Annotated in this window: 15 protein-coding genes; 5 read left to right on the top strand and 10 right to left on the bottom strand. The window is 70.8% G+C overall.

Annotation, left to right across the window (positions count from 1 at the left end; translation table 11 throughout):
* Positions 1-5 precede the first annotated feature (5 nt).
* The 6 genes from ABT063_RS19940 to ABT063_RS19915 form a co-directional block, all read right to left on the bottom strand.
* Positions 6-1,193, bottom strand: a complete 1,188-nt coding sequence (locus tag ABT063_RS19940; protein ID WP_351058677.1) for an acetylornithine transaminase — start codon at positions 1,191-1,193, stop codon at positions 6-8.
* Positions 1,190-2,098 carry an acetylglutamate kinase gene (gene argB / locus ABT063_RS19935; RefSeq protein ID WP_351058676.1) on the bottom strand — a complete coding sequence of 303 codons (909 nt, stop codon included), beginning with the start codon at positions 2,096-2,098 and terminating at the stop codon, positions 1,190-1,192. Before argB ends, ABT063_RS19940 begins: the two co-directional genes overlap by 4 nt.
* Complete coding sequence (argJ, locus tag ABT063_RS19930) at positions 2,095-3,273, bottom strand: bifunctional glutamate N-acetyltransferase/amino-acid acetyltransferase ArgJ (protein ID WP_351058675.1); 1,179 nt, start codon at positions 3,271-3,273, stop codon at positions 2,095-2,097. The genes argB and argJ overlap by 4 nt, the downstream gene beginning before the upstream one ends.
* The gene (gene argC / locus ABT063_RS19925) at positions 3,270-4,310 is read right to left on the bottom strand and encodes an N-acetyl-gamma-glutamyl-phosphate reductase (RefSeq protein WP_351058674.1); all 1,041 of its coding nucleotides are present in this window, start codon (positions 4,308-4,310) and stop codon (positions 3,270-3,272) included. Before argC ends, argJ begins: the two co-directional genes overlap by 4 nt.
* 273 nt (positions 4,311-4,583) lie before the next feature.
* Complete coding sequence (locus tag ABT063_RS19920; protein WP_351058756.1) at positions 4,584-7,124, bottom strand: YfhO family protein; 2,541 nt, start codon at positions 7,122-7,124, stop codon at positions 4,584-4,586.
* A gap of 426 nt (positions 7,125-7,550) precedes the next feature.
* Positions 7,551-10,034, bottom strand: a complete 2,484-nt coding sequence (locus ABT063_RS19915; protein ID WP_351058673.1) for an alpha-L-arabinofuranosidase family protein — start codon at positions 10,032-10,034, stop codon at positions 7,551-7,553.
* Between the two features lie 143 nt (positions 10,035-10,177).
* Here ABT063_RS19915 and ABT063_RS19910 point away from each other — a divergent pair, with 143 nt between their 5' ends.
* Positions 10,178-10,630 carry a DUF6314 family protein gene (locus ABT063_RS19910; protein WP_351058672.1) on the top strand — a complete coding sequence of 151 codons (453 nt, stop codon included), beginning with the start codon at positions 10,178-10,180 and terminating at the stop codon, positions 10,628-10,630.
* Positions 10,631-10,643: 13 nt separating this feature from the next.
* On the opposite strand, the gene ABT063_RS19905 is transcribed toward ABT063_RS19910, so the two are convergent.
* Entirely contained in the window at positions 10,644-11,237 is a 594-nt protein-coding gene (locus ABT063_RS19905; RefSeq protein ID WP_351058671.1) for a histidine phosphatase family protein, read from the bottom strand.
* Between the two features lie 41 nt (positions 11,238-11,278).
* Positions 11,279-11,779, bottom strand: coding sequence for a GNAT family N-acetyltransferase (locus ABT063_RS19900; RefSeq protein ID WP_351058670.1), 501 nt, complete (start codon positions 11,777-11,779; stop codon positions 11,279-11,281).
* Between the two features lie 92 nt (positions 11,780-11,871).
* Between ABT063_RS19900 and ABT063_RS19895 the strand changes: the two genes are divergently transcribed.
* Positions 11,872-12,483, top strand: coding sequence for a DUF6461 domain-containing protein (locus ABT063_RS19895; RefSeq protein WP_351058669.1), 612 nt, complete (start codon positions 11,872-11,874; stop codon positions 12,481-12,483).
* Here ABT063_RS19895 and ABT063_RS19890 read toward each other — a convergent pair.
* Positions 12,480-13,913 carry an aminotransferase-like domain-containing protein gene (locus ABT063_RS19890; RefSeq protein WP_351058668.1) on the bottom strand — a complete coding sequence of 478 codons (1,434 nt, stop codon included), beginning with the start codon at positions 13,911-13,913 and terminating at the stop codon, positions 12,480-12,482. The two genes, ABT063_RS19895 and ABT063_RS19890, sit on opposite strands and share 4 nt — an antisense overlap.
* Here ABT063_RS19890 and ABT063_RS19885 point away from each other — a divergent pair.
* Both ABT063_RS19885 and ABT063_RS19880 read left to right on the top strand, forming a co-directional pair.
* Entirely contained in the window at positions 13,912-14,829 is a 918-nt protein-coding gene (locus ABT063_RS19885; RefSeq protein WP_351058667.1) for a DMT family transporter, read from the top strand. The genes ABT063_RS19890 and ABT063_RS19885 overlap by 2 nt on opposite strands.
* A gap of 93 nt (positions 14,830-14,922) precedes the next feature.
* Positions 14,923-15,123: a DUF1918 domain-containing protein gene (locus ABT063_RS19880; RefSeq protein ID WP_095749299.1), complete on the top strand. Its 201-nt coding sequence runs from the start codon at positions 14,923-14,925 to the stop codon at positions 15,121-15,123.
* A 1-nt stretch (position 15,124) separates the two neighbouring features.
* Here ABT063_RS19880 and ABT063_RS19875 read toward each other — a convergent pair whose 3' ends face one another.
* A complete protein-coding gene (locus ABT063_RS19875; RefSeq protein WP_351058666.1) occupies positions 15,125-16,351 on the bottom strand; it encodes a glycoside hydrolase family 10-like protein in 1,227 nt (408 codons plus the stop codon).
* A gap of 172 nt (positions 16,352-16,523) precedes the next feature.
* Here ABT063_RS19875 and ABT063_RS19870 point away from each other — a divergent pair, with 172 nt between their 5' ends.
* On the top strand, positions 16,524-17,396 hold the full coding sequence (locus ABT063_RS19870; RefSeq protein WP_351058665.1) for a 3-hydroxybutyryl-CoA dehydrogenase: 873 nt from the start codon (positions 16,524-16,526) through the stop codon (positions 17,394-17,396).
* Positions 17,397-17,520: the final 124 nt, after the last annotated feature.

The raw sequence follows: 17,520 nt of genomic DNA, 5'->3' as shown, positions 1-17,520 counted from the left end.
CCGGATCATCCGTCCCCCCTGGCCACGTCCAGGATGCCGGGCAGCGCCTGAAGAAGCGCGTCCACTTCCTCGTCACCGAGGTTCAGCGGCGGCATCAGCCGTACGACCTCGGGGGCGGGCGCGTTCACCAGGAATCCGGCGTCCTGAGCCGCCTGCTGCGCCTTCGGCGCGAGCGGCTCGGTGAGCACGATACCCAGGAGGAGGCCGGCGCCCCGGACATAATCGATCAACGGGTGACCGAGAGCCTCGATTCCGTCGCGCAGCTTCTCGCTCTGCCGCTTGACGTTCTCCAGCAGGCCCTCGGCGGCGATGGTGTCGAGGACGGCGAGTCCGGCGGCGCAGGCGATCGGGTTGCCGCCGAAGGTCGTACCGTGCTGGCCCGGCTGGAGCAGCTCGGCGGCCCGTCCGAAGGCGACGGTGGCGCCCAGCGGCAGTCCGCCGCCGAGTCCCTTGGCGAGCGTGACGACGTCCGGCAGGACGCCCTCGTGGGCCTGGTACTCGAACCAGTGCCCGGTCCGGCCGATCCCGGTCTGCACCTCGTCGAGGACGAGCAGCGAGCCGGTGGCGGCGGTGATGGCCCGGGCGGCCTTGAGGTAGCCGACCGGAGGCACGATCACCCCGTTCTCGCCTTGGATCGGCTCGATGACGACGAGGGCCGTGTCCTCGGTGACCGCGGCGGCCAGCGCCTGCGCGTCGCCGTACGGCACGTGGGTCACGTCGCCGGGCAGTGGCAGGAACGGCTCCTGTTTGCCGGGCTGCCCGGTCAGCGCCAGGGCGCCCATCGTGCGGCCGTGGAAGCCACCCTCGGTCGCGACCATGTGCGTCCGCCCGGTCAGCCGACCGATCTTGAAGGCGCCCTCGTTCGCCTCGGCGCCCGAGTTGCAGAAGAACACCTTGCCGTCCCGGCCGAAGCGCTCCAGCAGCCGTTCGGCGAGCGCGACGGGCGGCTCGGCGATGAAGAGGTTGGAGACGTGGCCGAGGGAGGCGATCTGCTTGCTGACGGCCTCGACGATCGCGGGGTGGGCGTGGCCGAGCGCGTTGACCGCGATGCCGCCGACGAAGTCGACGTACTCCTTGCCGTCGGCGTCCCACAGCTTGGCGCCCTCGCCGCGCACGAGGGGCAGCCGCGGGGTGCCGTAGTTGTTCATGAGCGCGCCCTGCCACCGCTGCGTCAGCTCTTCGTTGGCGGTCATACGGCATCCCCCTCTTGCTCGTCGGGCACGACCATCGTGCCGATGCCCTCGTCGGTGAAGATCTCCAGCAGGATCGAGTGCTGGACCCGGCCGTCGATGACGCGGGCGGTGGTGACGCCGTTGCGCACGGCGTGCAGGCAGCCCTCCATCTTCGGCACCATGCCGGAGGACAGGTCCGGCAGCAGCTTCTCCAGTTGGGAAGCGGTGAGGCGGCTGATCACCTCGTCGGAGTTGGGCCAGTCCTCGTAGAGGCCCTCGACGTCCGTGAGGACCATGAGGGTTTCGGCGTCCAGAGCAGCAGCGAGTGCCGCAGCCGCCGTATCAGCATTGACGTTGTAGACATGTCCGTCGTCCTGGGAGCGGGCGATCGACGAGACGACCGGGATACGGCCGTCGGCGAGCAGGGCGTCGATCGCGCCCGTGTCGATCTCGGTGATCTCGCCCACCCGCCCGATGTCGACCAACTCGCCGTCGATCTCGGGCTGGTGCTTGGTGGCGGTGATGGTGTGCGCGTCTTCGCCGGTGAGGCCGACGGCGAGCGGGCCGTGCTGGTTGAGCAGTCCGACCAGTTCGCGCTGGACCTGCCCGGCCAGCACCATGCGTACGACGTCCATGGCGTCCTCGGTGGTGACGCGCAGGCCCGCCTTGAACTCGCTGACGATGCCGTGCTGGTCGAGGGCGGCGCTGATCTGCGGGCCGCCGCCGTGCACGACGACGGGCTTGATACCGGCGTGGTGCAGGAACACCACGTCCTGCGCGAACGCGGCCTTCAGGTCCTCGTCGATCATGGCGTTGCCGCCGAACTTGATGACGACGGTCTTGCCGTTGTGCCGGACCAGCCAGGGCAGCGCCTCGATGAGGATCTGCGCCTTGGGAAGGGCGGTGTGTTTACGAGTAGTGCTCATGAGGAGTACGCGCTGTTCTCGTGGACGTAGTCGGCGGTGAGGTCGTTGGTCCAGATGGTGGCGGACTCGGACCCGGCGGCGAGGTCGGCGACGATGTGCACCTCGCGGTAGCGCATGTCGACCTTCTCGCGGTCCTCGCCGACACCGCCGTTCTTGCACACCCAGACGCCGTTGATGGCGACGTTCAGCCGGTCCGGCTCGAAGGCGGCGCTCGTCGTGCCGATCGCGGAGAGCACACGGCCCCAGTTGGGGTCCTCACCGTGGATGGCGCACTTGAGGAGGTTGTTGCGGGCGATGGAGCGGCCCACCTCGACGGCGTCGTCCTCGCTCGCGGCGTTGATCACCTCGACCTTGATGTCCTTGCTGGCGCCCTCGGCGTCGCGGATCAGCTGCTGCCCGAGGTCGTCGCAGACGGTCCGTACGGCCTCGGCGAACTCCTCGTACTCCGGGGTGACTTCGGAGGCACCGGAGGCGAGCAGCAGCACGGTGTCGTTGGTGGACATGCAGCCGTCGGAGTCGACTCGGTCGAAGGTGACCTTGGTCGCGGCGCGCAGCGCCTTGTCCAGGACGTCGGCCTCGAGATCGGCGTCGGTGGTGAGGACGACCAGCATGGTGGCGAGGCCGGGGGCGAGCATGCCCGCGCCCTTGGCCATGCCGCCGACGGTCCAGCCGTCCTTGGTGACGACGGACGTCTTGTGGACGGAGTCGGTGGTCTTGATGGCGATGGCGGCCTTCTCGCCGCCGTGCGGGCTGAGCTGGGCGACGGCCTTGTCGACGCCCGGCAGCAGTTTGTCCATCGGCAGGAGCACACCGATGAGCCCGGTCGAGCACACGGCGATCCAGCCCGGGGCATGGCCGTCCGATTCGTCGTGCCCGGCGGTGTTGAGGGACTCCGCGACCTTCTCGGCGGTGGCGTGGGTGTCCTGGAAGCCCTTGGGCCCCGTACAGGCGTTGGCGCCACCGGAGTTGAGGACGACGGCGGTCAGCTCGCCGCCCTTGAGCACCTGCTCGGACCACAGCACCGGCGCGGCCTTGACGCGGTTGGAGGTGAAGACGCCCGCGGCGGCGCGGCGGGGCCCGTTGTTGACCACGAGGGCCAGGTCCGGGTTGCCGTTCTCCTTGATCCCGGCGGCGATTCCGGCCGCCGAGAATCCCTGTGCTGCCGTGACGCTCACGGTGCGACTCCGATCGTGGAAAGACCGAGCTCCTCGGGGAGGCCGAGGGCGATGTTCATGCTCTGGACGGCACCGCCCGCGGTGCCCTTGGTCAGGTTGTCGATGGCGCTGATCGCGATGATGCGGTGCGCGGCGTCGTCGTACGCGACCTGTGTCTGAACGGCGTTGGAACCGTAGACGGACGCCGTGGCGGGCCACCGTCCCTCGGGCAGGAGGTGGACGAAGGGCTCGTCGGCGAAGGCCTTCTCGTAGGCGGCGCGGACGGACTCGGCGGTGACGCCGGGCTTCGCCTTGGTGCTGCACGTGGCGAGGATGCCGCGGGGCATCGGCGCGAGGGTCGGCGTGAAGGACACGGAGACCCGCTCCCCCGCCGCCCCGCTGAGGTTCTGGATCATCTCGGGCGTGTGCCGGTGGACGCCGCCCACGCCGTACGGCGACATGGAGCCCATGACCTCGCTGCCGAGCAGGTTCGGCTTGGGGGCCTTGCCCGCGCCGGACGTGCCGGACGCGGCGACGATCACGGCCTCGGCCTCGGCGAGCCCGGCGGCGTAGGCCGGGAACAGCGCGAGCGAGACGGCGGTCGGGTAGCAACCGGGCACCGCGATGCGCTTGGACCCCTCCAGCGCGGCGCGGCCACCCGGCAGTTCGGGGAGGCCGTACGGCCAGGTACCGGCGTGCGGGGAGCCGTAGAACCGCTCCCAGTCGGCCGCGTCCTTCAGCCGGAAGTCGGCGCCCATGTCGACGACGAGCACCTCCGGCCCGAGCTGCTCGGCGACGGCGGCGGACTGCCCGTGCGGCAGCGCGAGGAAGACCACATCATGCCGTCGGCCCTGCCCGGCGAGGACCTCGGCGGTGGTCTCCTGGAGCACGCGGTCGGCCAGCGGCAGCAGGTGCGGCTGCAGCGCGCCGAGCTTCTGCCCCGCGTTGGAGTTGCCGGTGAGGGCGCCGATCTCGACCTCGGGGTGCGTCAGGAGCAGACGGAGGAGCTCTCCGCCCGCGTATCCGCTCGCTCCGGCCACTGCCGCGCGTACCACCATGTCCATCCTCCTGCTCGGATGGCATGACTATACGTATCGCTGCACGTTTATGCAATCCCGGGGCGCGGTCGGGGGCCGACCCGGGTCCCGGCATGCCGGGCGTCCACGAGCCCGCGGACGCCCGCCGTCGCGCCCAGGAAATGCGCGGCATTCCTCGGCGGAAGGAAAGGAATTTCCGCCAGGCCGGCCGCATCCGGCAGGTGAACCGCACGTTCGGGAAAAGGGATCCGGTCATGCCGGGGAACGCCGCAAGAATGCGGGCGAGCCTCCGCATCAGGAAATGAGGTGTTTCGGTCGCTCCCCGTGGAACCGGCGCCGTCGACGGACGGCGGTAAGGGCACCGAGCAGGATCAGCGCCAAGAGCGAGGCGCCCCCGACAGTCGTGCCCAGTCGCAGACCGGGCGGGTGGAACGTGCAGGTGACGCTGGTCGAGGAGCCGTCGAGGGGCACGGCGATCAGTCCGTAGTACTCCCGCGCGGGTACGGCGGGGGCGTCGCCCGCGGCACAGCGCCAACCGGCGATCCGGGGGGCCGCGACGACGGCGGTCCCCGTGCTGCCGGCGGGGAGTTCCGCCCGGATGGTGCCGCCGGAGACGGTCACCTCGGTGGCGCCGGTCGCCTTGAGCCGTTCGACGGCGGTGCGCAGCCGTGCGGTGTCCAGGCAGCCGACCGCGCCGTCCGGGACGGTGCCCGTCGCTGTGGGGGACAGTTCGATCCGCAGGCGTCCGGACGGCGGGACCGTGCCGAGCCGCTGCATGGCGGCGATCTTGCTGAGATTGCGGTCGGACCGGAACCGCCCGGTCGGGCCGGGGGCGGAGTCGCCGGTGAGCCGTGCGGTACCTGCGAAGTGCGGCGCCCACAGGTACACCTCGCTGTCCACCGGGCACTGGGCCGTGATCGTCCGCTTTCCGACGCCGGTCCCCACCGTGAGGCGGGGCACGGTGTAGACACGGGTGCCCAGCAGCAGTTCCTGGTTGCGGTACGGCGACGACCCGAAGGCGGAAACGTTCGTGCGCGCGGAGGCGCCGGAGGGGCGAACCGTGACCAGCGGCGGTACGGCCTGCCGGGACACGGTCACTCGGCTGCCGTCCTGCGGGAACCAGTTCTGGTGCGGGTCCGGCGGGGAGTGCACCCGCGCACCGACGGAGAAGATCACGTCCGTGACGGCGTTGTCCAGGCTCTGCAGACTGCGGCCTCCCGAGGTCCAGCCGCCCCCGAGGGCGGTGAGCGTGCGGAAGAGCAGGTCGGAGGTGTGGCTGCTGTAGTACTGGGCGCCCTGGCCGCCCACCAGCAGCGGGTCGTTGCCGACGGTCTGCTCCCGGCCCGGGTCGGTACGGTACCGGGGCCAGCCGTCGGCCCGCGCGATCGCCTCCGCCTGCTGCTGCCGCCGGTCTCCCCAGGGCGCGTAGTCGTCCATGTGACCGAGCCGCAGCCGGGTGGCCACGGCGGAGGTGGCGGTGGCCTCGCCGAGTTGCGTGCCGAGGAGCAGTACCACGGCGAACACGGCCGGCGCGCCGCGTCGCCCGTTGTCGAGGGGACGTCCACCGTCCGTGCGGGCGAGCAGGGCCAGCCCGGCCAGCGCGCCCGCGGCGGCCAGGAGCAGCACCGGCCACGCGAGGGGGCGCACCAGGTCGCTTCGGCTCGCGAGGGCGGCGATCAGTGCGAGCAGCGCGCCCGCCGCGCACAGCGCGCGCCGGTCGGGCGGGCCGTACGAGAGCGAGTGCCACGCCGCGATCACCAGCAGCGCGCACAGCACGAAGGCCTGGCGGTACGAACTGCCCTGCGGTGCGGCGAAGGCGTGCCAGAGCAGCTGGGTCGGGCCCCACTGCATCGACAGGGTCACCCCGGCCACCAGCAGGGTCCACCCGGTGCGCACCTGCCGGGGAGCCGCCCGGTGGAAGGGCAGGGCGAGGGCGAGCAGCAGCGCCGTGGTGCCCACATAGAGGGCCGGTGAACCGAAGCCGTAGGTCGTCGGCAGCAGGCGGGCCAGCAGGTCCTCGGTCGCCACCGGCGTGAAGTCCCTGAATCTGCCCGGGGAGGCGTGCGTGGTGCCGAAGTACACCACCGTCACCAGCGGTGCGGCCAGGCCCGTGCCGAGGGCGACGGTCAGGCCGGCACGGCCCGCCGCGGCGAGCCTCTGGCGGCGCGGGAGACCGGAGAGCCACAGCCGCAGGAGCAGCACGAGACCGGCGGCGAGCGTGGCCATGTACGCCGTGTAGAAGTTGGCGATCCAGGCGGCCGCCACGACCACCACCCCGAGGACCGGGCGCCGTCCGTTCAGCGTCCATTCGCCGACCAGGCACAGCAGCGGCAGGGCGATCAGGCCGTCGAGCCACATCACGTTGTACACGGCGCTCGCCACGGTCCAGCCGCACAGGGCGTAGGACGCGCCCAGCAGTCCCGCCGCCCACCAGCGGCCGGGCCGCAGGCTCAGCAGCAGCCAGGCCATGGCGGCACCGGCGGACGCGACCTTCAGCACGGTGATCACATACACCGCGAGGTCGATCTCGTCCCGCGGAAACACCGCCACGAGCAGGGCGAACGGGCTGGTGAGGTACGTACCGAGGTCGGGGAGGAAACTCGCGCCGAATCCGGACCGCCAGTTGACGAGGAGACCGCCGTCGGCCCGTCCGTGCAGCAGGTCCCACAGGTGTGCGTGGAACGGCACGTACTGGTTGCCCAGGTCGTTGACGCTCCTGGTGCGGGGTCCGAAGGGGTAGCTGCGGGCTACGGCGTCGGCGGCGCAGAACGCGGTGACGGTGACCAGCGCCGCGAGCAGGGCGGCGGCCTGCCTCGGTCCGGTCGGACGCGGCAGGCGTAACCGCCGGGGGCGGTCGTGCGCCGGGCCGGACGGCGGATCGGCGGGCAGGTCCGGCGCGGGTGCGGGGGGCCGAAGTCCCTGGTCGGTCGTCACTGTGCGGTCCAGTGAGCGACGCCGCTTCGGAATACGGCTGTGTGCAGGGTCGAGCAATCCATACTCGGCAGGCCCCCAGAGCATTCGGGACGCACGGCGTCTCATCCGGGGAGGTCACCCCCGCGCGGCGTCGATTCGCCGACTTAGACGAGCCCCGATTCCGATGGGTTGTGCTGCCGCCGGAAATAGATGAAGTGAATTCCGAATACGCGCACAGGCCTTTTGCACGACGACCGTTACCACTGGGTGAACAAAAGCCGTCCCGCACATTGTCCGGGAGTTAATGTGGGCCACCGCCCGGACGGCGGCGGCCCACACGGGTACCGGCTACCTCTGCTTGATCCGCAGGAAGGTGATGGAGTTCGCCGGGAAGGTGTACGTGAACTTCTTCGCGACTCCGGAGAAGGTGGACGTCACCGGGGCGACCGGCGTCTGAGTCTCGCTGTTGACCGCGTTCGGGTCGGCCGTGAGCGTGGTGACCTTGGCCTTGGACGCGACCTTCGCGCCACCCAGGTCGACCGCCGTACGGGCCGCCGACGACTGGGCGTTGACGACCTTGACGATCAGGTCACCGGACTTCTTGTCCTTGGTGACGACCTGCCGGAACGGCTCGGCCGGCTTGTCGTCCTTGAAGCTGCCCCACTCCTTGCCGTCGAGGAACAGGGTGACCTGACGGCCCCGCACCTTGATGTCGATGTCGTAGGCGCGGCCCGTCTCGATCGACCCGGCCTTGGAGATGAGCGTCGACTTGCCGCCGTCCACGGCCTGCTCGACGGCGGACTGGGTGTTGTTCCAGCCGCCCAGGTTCCACCAGTAGTAGTTCCCGGTGTCCTTGACGCCGAAGGCGACGAGGAAGCCCTCCTTGCCGGACTTCTTGGTGGCCTTCACGTGCACGTCGTAGTCGTGCCAGTTCGCGTCCCCGGCCGAGACCATGGTGTTCTCGGCGGCGGCGTCGGTCTGGACGTACTGCCCGTCCTGGATGCTCCAGCTGCCGCCGCCGGTGTGGGTCCACTTCGAGGCGTCAGCGGAGAAGTCGTCGGTGAGCAGCGTGTTCCCGTCGGCGTCGGTGACCTTCACGTCGTCGTACGCCGCACTGGTCGCCCACGTCGACAGGCCGACGGCGCCGGTGATGGGCGCCAGCAGCGACGGAGTGCCGGTGGCCTTGGAGGGCACCACCCGGTCGCCGACGTTGTTCATGAACAGCTTCTGGACCTCGTAGTTGGCGGAGTTCCAGGAGGCGTGGTTGTTGAACCACACCATGTCCGGGCGCCACTGCACATAGTCCTCGTTGGCGAACAGCGGTGCGTAGGAGGCGAGTTTGACGATGTCGGCGTTGCGCTCCAGGCCGGTCATGAAGGCGGCTTCGGCGAGGCCGTTCTTGAAGGCGTTGCCTTGTGAGGCGTACTCGCCGAGGAAGACCTTCGGGCCGTTCCTGTCGTAGGAGTCGTAGCGGTTGTTGTTCTGCAGGAACCACGACGGGCTGTTGTAGTAGTGCTCGTCGACCATGTCGACCTTGGCCTCACGGTTGAGCTGCCAGGCCGTGTCGAAGGTTTGACCGGTGTCGTCCGGGCCGGAGTTGGAGACGACGGTGATGTCGGGGTACTTGGCCTCGATGGCGGCGCGGAACTGCTTGAACCGGTCCATGAACTCGACCGGCAGGTTCTCCTCGTTGCCGACCCCGATGTGGGTGAGGTGGAAGGGCTTGGGGTGGCCCATCTGCGCGCGCTTCTTGCCCCAGGTCGACGTCACGGGTCCGTTGGCGAACTCGATGAGGTCGAGGGCGTCCTGGATGTGCCGCTTGAGCAGCGCCTCGTCGTCGGTGGCCTTGTTCTGGCCGCAGCCGGTCACCAGGGCCGGGACGACGGGCAGGGGCATCGCGCCGACGTCCTCGGCGAAGCGGAAGTACTCGTAGTAGCCGAGGCCGTAACTCTGGTTGTATCCCCAGAAGTTGGAGTTGGTGGCGCGCTCCTCGACCGGGCCGATGGTGTCCTTCCACTGGTAGGAACGCTTGCGCTGCCAGTTGGAGGCCTCGCTGTAGTCCTCCATCGAGCCGGTGTTGACCAGGCAGCCGCCGGGGAAGCGCAGGAAGCCCGGCTGGAGGGCCTCGACCTTCTCGGCGAGGTCCTTGCGCAGGCCGTTCGGCTGGTGCTTGTAGGTGTCACGCGGGAACAGGGACACCATGTCCAGGGCCGCCGCGGCGGAGGAGCCGACGGTGAGGCGGCCGTTGCTGCTGGTGCGGGTCGCGGTGAAGGTGGCGGTGTACTTGGCCCAGCCGTCCTTCCGCAGGGTCACCTTGCGGGCGGTGGCCAGCGGGCCGTCGGCGTCCTGCAGGGTAACGGCGAGGGCGGTGCCGCTCGCCCCGCGGGCCCAGACCGAGAAGTCGTACTTCTTGCCCTGCTCCACATGGATGCCGGTGTTGTAGCCGGCGTTCGTCACGGAGGAACCGGCGCCCAGGGAGAGGTAGTTGCGGTTGCGCTCGTTGAGCCGGCCGTCGTCGTTCACGACCTGGCCGGTGCCGTCGACCGTCCAGGAGGTGAGGGGCGTGTACGAGGTGTTGTCAGCGGTGGAGTATTCGAAGGACCGGTTCTGCACAAGCTCGGCGTACAGGCCGCCGTCCGCGGCCCGGTTGATGTCCTCGAAGAAGACGCCGTACATCGTGTCGTCGATCTTCGCGCCCTTGGCACTCGGGTCGACAGTGATCGCGTAGTCGGTGACGTCCTCGGCGTGTGCGGGTGCCGTGACGAGGCCGGCCGCCACCAGGAAGGCGGTGGCCGTGAGACCTAGTCTCCAGCGGGTGCGCGTGCGTGACATGGATACTCCGCGGCTCAGGTATGGGAGTGGTGCGGTTGTTCGATATGCCGGACAATGATCAGCACTTCGAACGGCAAGATAGGGAGGGGACACGGACGCGTCAATGGGTCGCGCAGCAACGGATGGGACGAGGGCGCAACGGGATGGGCGAGTTCTGGCCGGTGCCGGACGTGCTGGCGTATCTGGCCGGGAGCTGGCGGGTGGAGCGGTCGGTGCGGGACCTGGCGTGTGGCGCACAGGGCCACTTCAGCGGTACGACGGCTTTCGGCCCACTGGACCCACTGGACGGAGGCGGGCTGCTGCATCACGAGTCCGGCACCTTCACCTGGCAGGGCGTCCCGCGTCCCGCCGAACGCACGCTGCGCTTCCTGCCCGGGAGCTCACCGGGCACCGCGGACGTGCGCTTCGCCGACGGCCGCCCCTTCCACCACCTGGATCTGACCTCCGGCCGGTACCTCGCCGACCATCCGTGCTCGGCGGACCTCTACCGGGGCGAGTTCACCGTGCGCGACCAGGACCACTGGCGGACCGTGTGGCGGGTGGGCGGCCCCGCCAAGGACCTCGTCCTCACCACCGAGTACGCCCGCGAGCGCTGAGCAGTCATCCCCGCTACGCCCGCGAGGGCTGAGCGGACACCCCGTCGAAGCGGAGATTCCAGCGTCCTGCCCGGCCGGTGACGGTGGTCGTCGACAAGGGGCGGACGTCGATGTTCCAGTATGTCGCGGGCGGTGCCTTCAGGGCGTACACCAGGGCCGCGCGGATCACCGACGGCTCGGCCACGGCGACGATGCGGCCGCCGTCCTCGACGGGCCGGGTGTCGAGCCAGTTCCCGACACGCGAGATGAAGGCCAGCAGGGACTCACCACCGTGCGGGGTGGCCTGCGGGTCGGCGAGCCAGGCGTCCACGGCCTCCGGCTCACGGGCCATCGCCTCGCCGAGCGTCAGCCCGTTCCAGCGCCCCATGTCGCAGTCCCGCAGGGCGAGTTGTACCAGCGGTGAGTACCCGAGGGCGTCCCCCGTGGCGCGGCTGCGCGGAGTCGGCGAGCAGTAGCGCAGCTCGGCCGCCGCGAGCGGGATCAGGTCCCGGGCGACGCGCTGCACCTCGTCCCAGCCGGCCTGGTCCAGCGGACGGTCGTCCGCGAAGCGCTCCGCCAGCAGCGGGGAGCTGCGCGCGGCGGCGACGAAGGTGACCCGTAGTTGCATGCGGCGATGGTGAGTCGCGGAAGTGCGCAGGTCAAGAGGTGTTACCTGGGAGTTACCCAGGGGGCCGGAACGGGGCCGGCCGTGGGGGACGGGGACGGCGGCTGGAAGACGAGCGCCATCCACTGGTCCGGCTTCGCCAGCGGCGCGAAACCGAGCTTCTCGTACACCCCGTGCGCGTCGTGGGTGGCGAGCAGGATCCGCCGCAGCCCGTACGGCCGCAGATGGTCCCGTACGGCCCCCACCAGCGCCGTACCGATCCCCTTGCCCCGCACGGACGGGTCGACGTACACGTCACACAGCCACGCGAAGGTCGCCCGGTCGGTGATGACCCGCGCATACGCGACTTGATCCCCCGAAACCGACTCGTACACCCCGAAGTTGACCGACCCCTCGATCGCCCGGTCCTGCATCTCACGGGGGCGGCCGACGGCCCAGTACGCGTCGGTGGACAGCCACCGGTGCACGCGCTCGGCGTCGACGCGATCGGGATCGGCGGAGATCTCATAGCCCTCGGCGAGGCCGGGCCTGGGGGTGTCGGTCATGCCGGGAGATTCGCAGGTCGCGGGCGAGTGCGTCGAGCGGTTTTCGGCGCCGGGCACGGGGCGTTGTCAGTGGCGGCTGCGATGCTGCGGGCATGACTGCTACGACGACCGCGGCCGACTACGCATGGCTCGAGGAGCGGTACGCCCATCTGATGGTGGCGTTCTGCGTCACACTGGTCCGAGGCCTGACGGCCGAGGAACTGCTCCAGCGGCTGGGAGCGGAGCCCGAGGTGCGCGTCACCGGAGTGGAGCCCCTGAGCGAACCGTCGTACGACGTGCGCGAACCGTACCGGCTGTTCGTCGGCGCCACCTCCGTCGGCGACTGGTCGCTGATGGTCGAGTTCAACGGCCACCTCGGCGTCACGAACCAGGCCATGCTTCCCGTCTCGCGCGGCCGCACAGTGGTCTCCCACTACCGCAACGTCAACGCGGTGGACCACTTCTGCTGGTACGAGGACGGCGAACTGCGTCTGCACTTCCAGCCGCTGTTCGCCCACGACCGCCACGGCAGCCACCCCGACGAGCTCCTCACGCAGATGCGCGAGGCCGGCTTCGACCTCAGCGAGGACGAGGACCGCGACTACCACAACCACACCGAGGCGGCCTTCGCGCTCGCCCACCGCATCACGGGCATACGCCTGACCCCGGAACTCCTGTCCTCCGCCGAGTTCATCGGCGGCACAGCCCGGGTCCCCCGCGCCTAGAGCACCTCGTCACAAGCCGTACGAAGCCGCCGCACCCCCTCCACGATCTCCCCCGTCCCCGCCACCGCCGCGAAACTCAACCGCACGTGCCCGGCCGGAGGCTCGGCGCTGAAGTACGGGCGGCCGGGAATGATCGCGACGCCGGCGCGGAGGGCGGCGGCCGTCAGGGCGGCCTCGTCGGTGCCGTCGGGGAGGCGCAGCCAGAGGTGGTAGCCGCCCGAGGGGATGTGCGGGAGGGAGAGTTCGGGGAAGTCGAGGCGGAGGGCGGAGGTCATCGTGTCGCGGCGGGTCTTCAGCTCCGCGGAGATGGCGCGCAGATGGCGGGGCCAGGCGGGCGAGCCGACCAGCTCGAGCGCCGCCTCCTGGAGCGGCCGGGGGACGAAGAGAGTGTCGACGATCTGGATGGCGCGCAGCCGCTCCAGCACGGGGCCGTGGGCGGCGAGCGCGCTCACCCGGAAGCTGGGCGAGGTCGCCTTGGTCAGCGAGCAGACGTGGACGACGACGCCGTCGGGGTCGTCGGCGACGAGCGGACGCGGCAGCGGCCCCGCGTCCTCGTGCACGAGCCGTCGTACGAAGTCGTCCTCGACGACGAACGCTCCGGCCTCGCGCGCGATCCGGAGCAACTCCGCGCGCCGCTGGGACGCGAGCACGGCGCCGGTGGGGTTCTGGAACAGCGGCTGGCAGACGAAGACCCGGGCACCGGTCGCCCGGAACGCGTCGGCGAGGAGCGCGGGCTTCACCCCGTCCGCGTCCACCGGTACCGGGACGGGACGCAGACCGGCCGCGCGGGCGATCGCCAGCATGCCCGGGTAGGTCGGCGACTCGACGAGGACGGGCGCCCCGGGCGGGGCGAGCGCGCGCAGTGCGGTGGTCAGCGCGGACTGGCCGCCCGAGGTGATCAGTACCTCGGCGGCCGTGACGGCACCGCCGATGCTGCGCGCGAACCACTCCCGCAGCTCCGGCAGCCCCTCCGTCGGCGGCCGCCCCCAGGCGCCGGGGCGGCGGCCGGCCCGGGACAGCGCCGCGGCCATCGCCCGCTCCGGCTGCAGCGACGGGTGCAGGTAGCCGCCGTTGAACTCGACCACGCCGGGCGGCGGGGCGGCGAGGGAGACCAGAACGCCGGAGGCGTCGACCGAGCGCGGCACGAGATCGGCGGCACTGTCGGCGCTGAGGGTGACCTCCTGCCAGGAGGTGTCGCCGGCGACAGCGGCGGCGGGCCGGGGCCGGGCGCGGAAGGCGCCGGCGCCGGGCCGGGTGACCACCAGCCCCTCCGCGGCCAGTTGCGCCAGGGCCCGCGAGACGGTCACCGGGCTCACCCGGAACCGCTCGACGAGGGCACGGCTCGACGGGAGCTTTCCTCCCGGCGAGTAGCGGTCCAGCTCCCTTCGTAGCTGTTCTGCCAGATCACCGACGCTGCTACGCTCTTGCATGAGAGCACAGAGTAGCGCTACTGCGCCGACCCGGATAGCGGTCACCACCCCGGCCAGGACGGCGACCACCGGCATCCTCCAGGCCGCCCTCGGCGTCGTCGCCTTCTCCCTCACTTTCCCCGCCACCGCCTGGGGCCTGGAGGGCTTCAGCCCCTGGGCCCTGATCGCGGCGCGCACGGTCCTCGCGGCGATGATCGCGGGCGGCTGCCTGTTGGCACTGCGTGTCCCGCTGCCCGGCCGCCGGCACTGGCCGGGCCTGGCGGTCGTCGCCGCCGGGGTTGTGGTCGGCTTCCCGCTGCTGTCCACGCTCGCCCTGCAGACCTCGACCACCGCGCACGCCGCCGTGGTCGTCGGCCTGCTCCCGCTGACGACCGCGCTCTGCTCCGCCCTGCGCATGGGCACCCGTCCCTCCCGCACCTTCTGGACGGCGGCGCTCGTGGGCGCGGCGGCGGTGGTCGCCTTCGCGGTGCGGCAGAGCGGCGGCGCCCTCACCGCCGCCGACCTGTATCTCTTCGCCGCGCTGCTGGTGTGCGCGGCCGGCTACACCGAGGGCGGCCGACTGGCCCGTCTCATGCCGGGGTGGCAGGTCATCGGCTGGGCGCTGGTGCTGTGTCTGCCGCTCGCCGTGCCCGCCGCCGCGGTGGCGCTGGCGTACGAGCCCGTGCGTCTGACCGCGCACAGCGTGGCCGGACTGCTGTGGGTCGCGGCGGGCTCGCAGTTCTTCGGCCTGGTCGTCTGGTACCGGGGCATGGCCGCGATCGGCATCCCGAGGGCCAGCCAGTTGCAGTTGGCCCAGCCGCTGCTCACACTGGTGTGGTCGGTGCTGCTGCTCGGCGAGCACCTGACGGTGGCCGCCCCGGTGACGGCCGCGGCGGTGCTCGTGTGCATCGCCGTCACCCAGCGGGCGCGGAGCTGAGCGGCGCGCACGCGACGGTCCCAACCGGGCCCCTGCGCCGTAAACTCGAGGCCACGGACCGCTGCTCCCGCACATGGTGAGGAGGCCCAACAGATGCGCGCAACCGTGGGCGACCAGCTTGTCCAACACGGCAGGGTGGTCGGACAGCACGACAAGGTCGGCGAGATCGTCGAAGTACTCGGTCAGGAGGGCAACCCCCCGTACCGCGTCCGCTTCGAGGACGGGCACGAGGGCGTGTGCTCACCCGGCCCCGACACCGAGATCAGGCATCGGGAAAAGGAAACCCGCCGGTGATTCAGCGCGGGGGCTTCGCCGGCTGCCCGTAGTGGTCGGCGACCACCCGCGCCATCGCCCCGATCCGGTCCGCCGCCACTTCCCTGGCGGCGAAGAAGACGTGCCCGCGCGCCTTCGCGTAGTCGCGTGCCAGGGTGAGGTGGCGGGACAGCTCACCCTGGTCCTGCCAGGCCGCGGGCTGCGCCGGATCACCCGCCTTGTACAGGGCCTCGCCCAGGTACAGCTTCGTGTTGCTGCCTTTCGCCACCTCCGCCCACCAGGGCAGCAGCTTGGCGTAGTCGGCGGCGGCGAAGCCGATGTTCCAGTAGAGCTGCGGCACGATGTAGTCGATCCAGCCCTCACGGACCCATTTGCGCGTGTCCGCGTGCAGATCGTCGTACGTCTGCACACCCGCCCGGGTGTCCGAGCCGCGCGAGTCGGTGGCCGCGTTGCGCCACACCCCGAAGGGGCTGATGCCGAAGCGGGTGGTGGGGCGGATCTCCCGGATACGCCTGGCCATCTCCAGCACCAGCTTGTCGGTGTTGTCCCGCCGCCAGGCGGCCCGGTTCGGGAAGGCGCCGCCGTAGCGGTCGTAGGCCGTGTCGTCGTCGAAGGTCTGGCCCGCCACCGGATACGGGTAGAAGTAGTCGTCGAAGTGCACGGCGTCCACCGGGTACTTCTTCACCGCGTCCAGCATCGCGTTCTGCACGAAGGCGCGGACCTCGGGCAGCCCGGGGTTGTAGTAGAGCTTGCCGCCGTAGGCCACCACCCAGTCAGGATGGGTGCGGGCGGGGTGTGAGGCGACGAGCCGCGTCGGGTCCGCGTGCGTGGCGATGCGGTAGGGATTGAACCAGGCGTGCAGTTCCAGCCCCCGGGCATGCGCCTCCCGCACGGCCGTACCGAGCGGGTCCCAGCCCGGGGATCTGCCCTGAGTGCCGGTGAGGTACGACGACCAGGGCTCGTACGGCGAGGGCCACAGCGCGTCCGCCGTCGGCCGCACCTGGAAGATCACCGTGTTGAGGCGGTTGCGGACCGCCGTGTCCAGGTGGGCGATCAGCTCGGCACGCTGCTCGGCCGCCGTGAGACCCGGCTGCGAGGGCCAGTCGCGGTTGGTCACGGTCGCCAGCCACACGCCCCGCATCTCGGTGGTCGCCCGGCGTGGATGCTCCGGCCTGGCCGCCGCACTCGAGGCCGTCGTGAGAGTCGACAGCGCGGCCAGCGCGAACGCCCGACGTGACAGTCGCCCCATCTGCACACTCCTGAACACCGTGGATCCGCGCGGTCACGGATCGTCTCCGCGCCCAAGGATGCCCCACCCGGGCGATCGATCATCGCTACTTCGGGGTAACGTGCACACGATCGGAGCAGGTCCTGCACAGCGGGAGCCCTGTCACGGCCGAAGAAGCAGCGAAAGGGACGATGTGACCGGCATCTCGGTAGACATTGCGCGGGTCGGAGTGGTGGGCTGCGGCCAGATGGGAGCGGGCATCGCCGAGGTGTGCGCCCGCGCCGGCCTGGACGTGATGGTCGCCGAGACCACCGGCGAGGCCCTGGAGATAGGCCGGACCCGGCTGTTCAACTCCCTGTCCAAGGCCGCCGAGCGCGGCAAGATCACCGGCGAGGAGCTCGACGCGACGCAGGCGCGCCTGAGCTTCACCACCGATCTCGGCGAGTTCGCCGACCGCGACCTGGTGGTCGAGGCCGTCGTCGAGAACGAGCACGTCAAGACCGAGATCTTCCAGGTGCTCGACCAGGTGGTGACCAGGGCGGACGCGATTCTCGCCTCCAACACCTCCTCCATCCCGCTGGTCAAGCTGGCGGTCGCCACCTCGCGCCCCGACCAGGTCGTCGGCATCCACTTCTTCAACCCGGCCCCGGTGCAGCAGCTGGTCGAGCTGATCCCGGCGCTCACCACCTCCGAGGCCACACTCAGCCGGGCCCAGGTCTTCACCGAGAAGGTGCTCGGCAAGCACTCCATCCGCGCCCAGGACCGCTCCGGCTTCGTGGTGAACGCGCTGCTGATCCCGTACCTCCTCTCCGCGATCCGGATGTTCGAGTCGGGCATCGCCAGCCGCGAGGACATCGACAACGGCATGGAGATGGGCTGCGCCCACCCCATGGGCCCGCTGAAGCTGTCCGACCTGATCGGTCTGGACACGGTCGCCTCGGTGGCCCAGAGCATGTACGAGGAGTACAAGGAGCCGCTGTACGCCGCTCCCCCGCTGCTCCAGCGCATGGTCGACGCCGGCCGGCTGGGCCGGAAGTCCGGCTCCGGCTTTTACACCTACGGCTGATTACAGACGGTCAGTATCCAGCCATCGCGTGGGCCCGGCACCGGAGAAGGTGCCGGGCCCACGGCGTTCACACACCGTGTGCGCACCGGGCTCGCATATGCCCCTCGCACACTCTCCCCACGCA

It is taken from the genome of Streptomyces sp. NPDC002838 (assembly GCF_040295365.1).
Lineage (GTDB): Bacteria > Actinomycetota > Actinomycetes > Streptomycetales > Streptomycetaceae > Streptomyces.
Note: the sequence above shows the minus strand (reverse complement) of the source record. Positions and strands in the feature narration are given on the sequence as shown.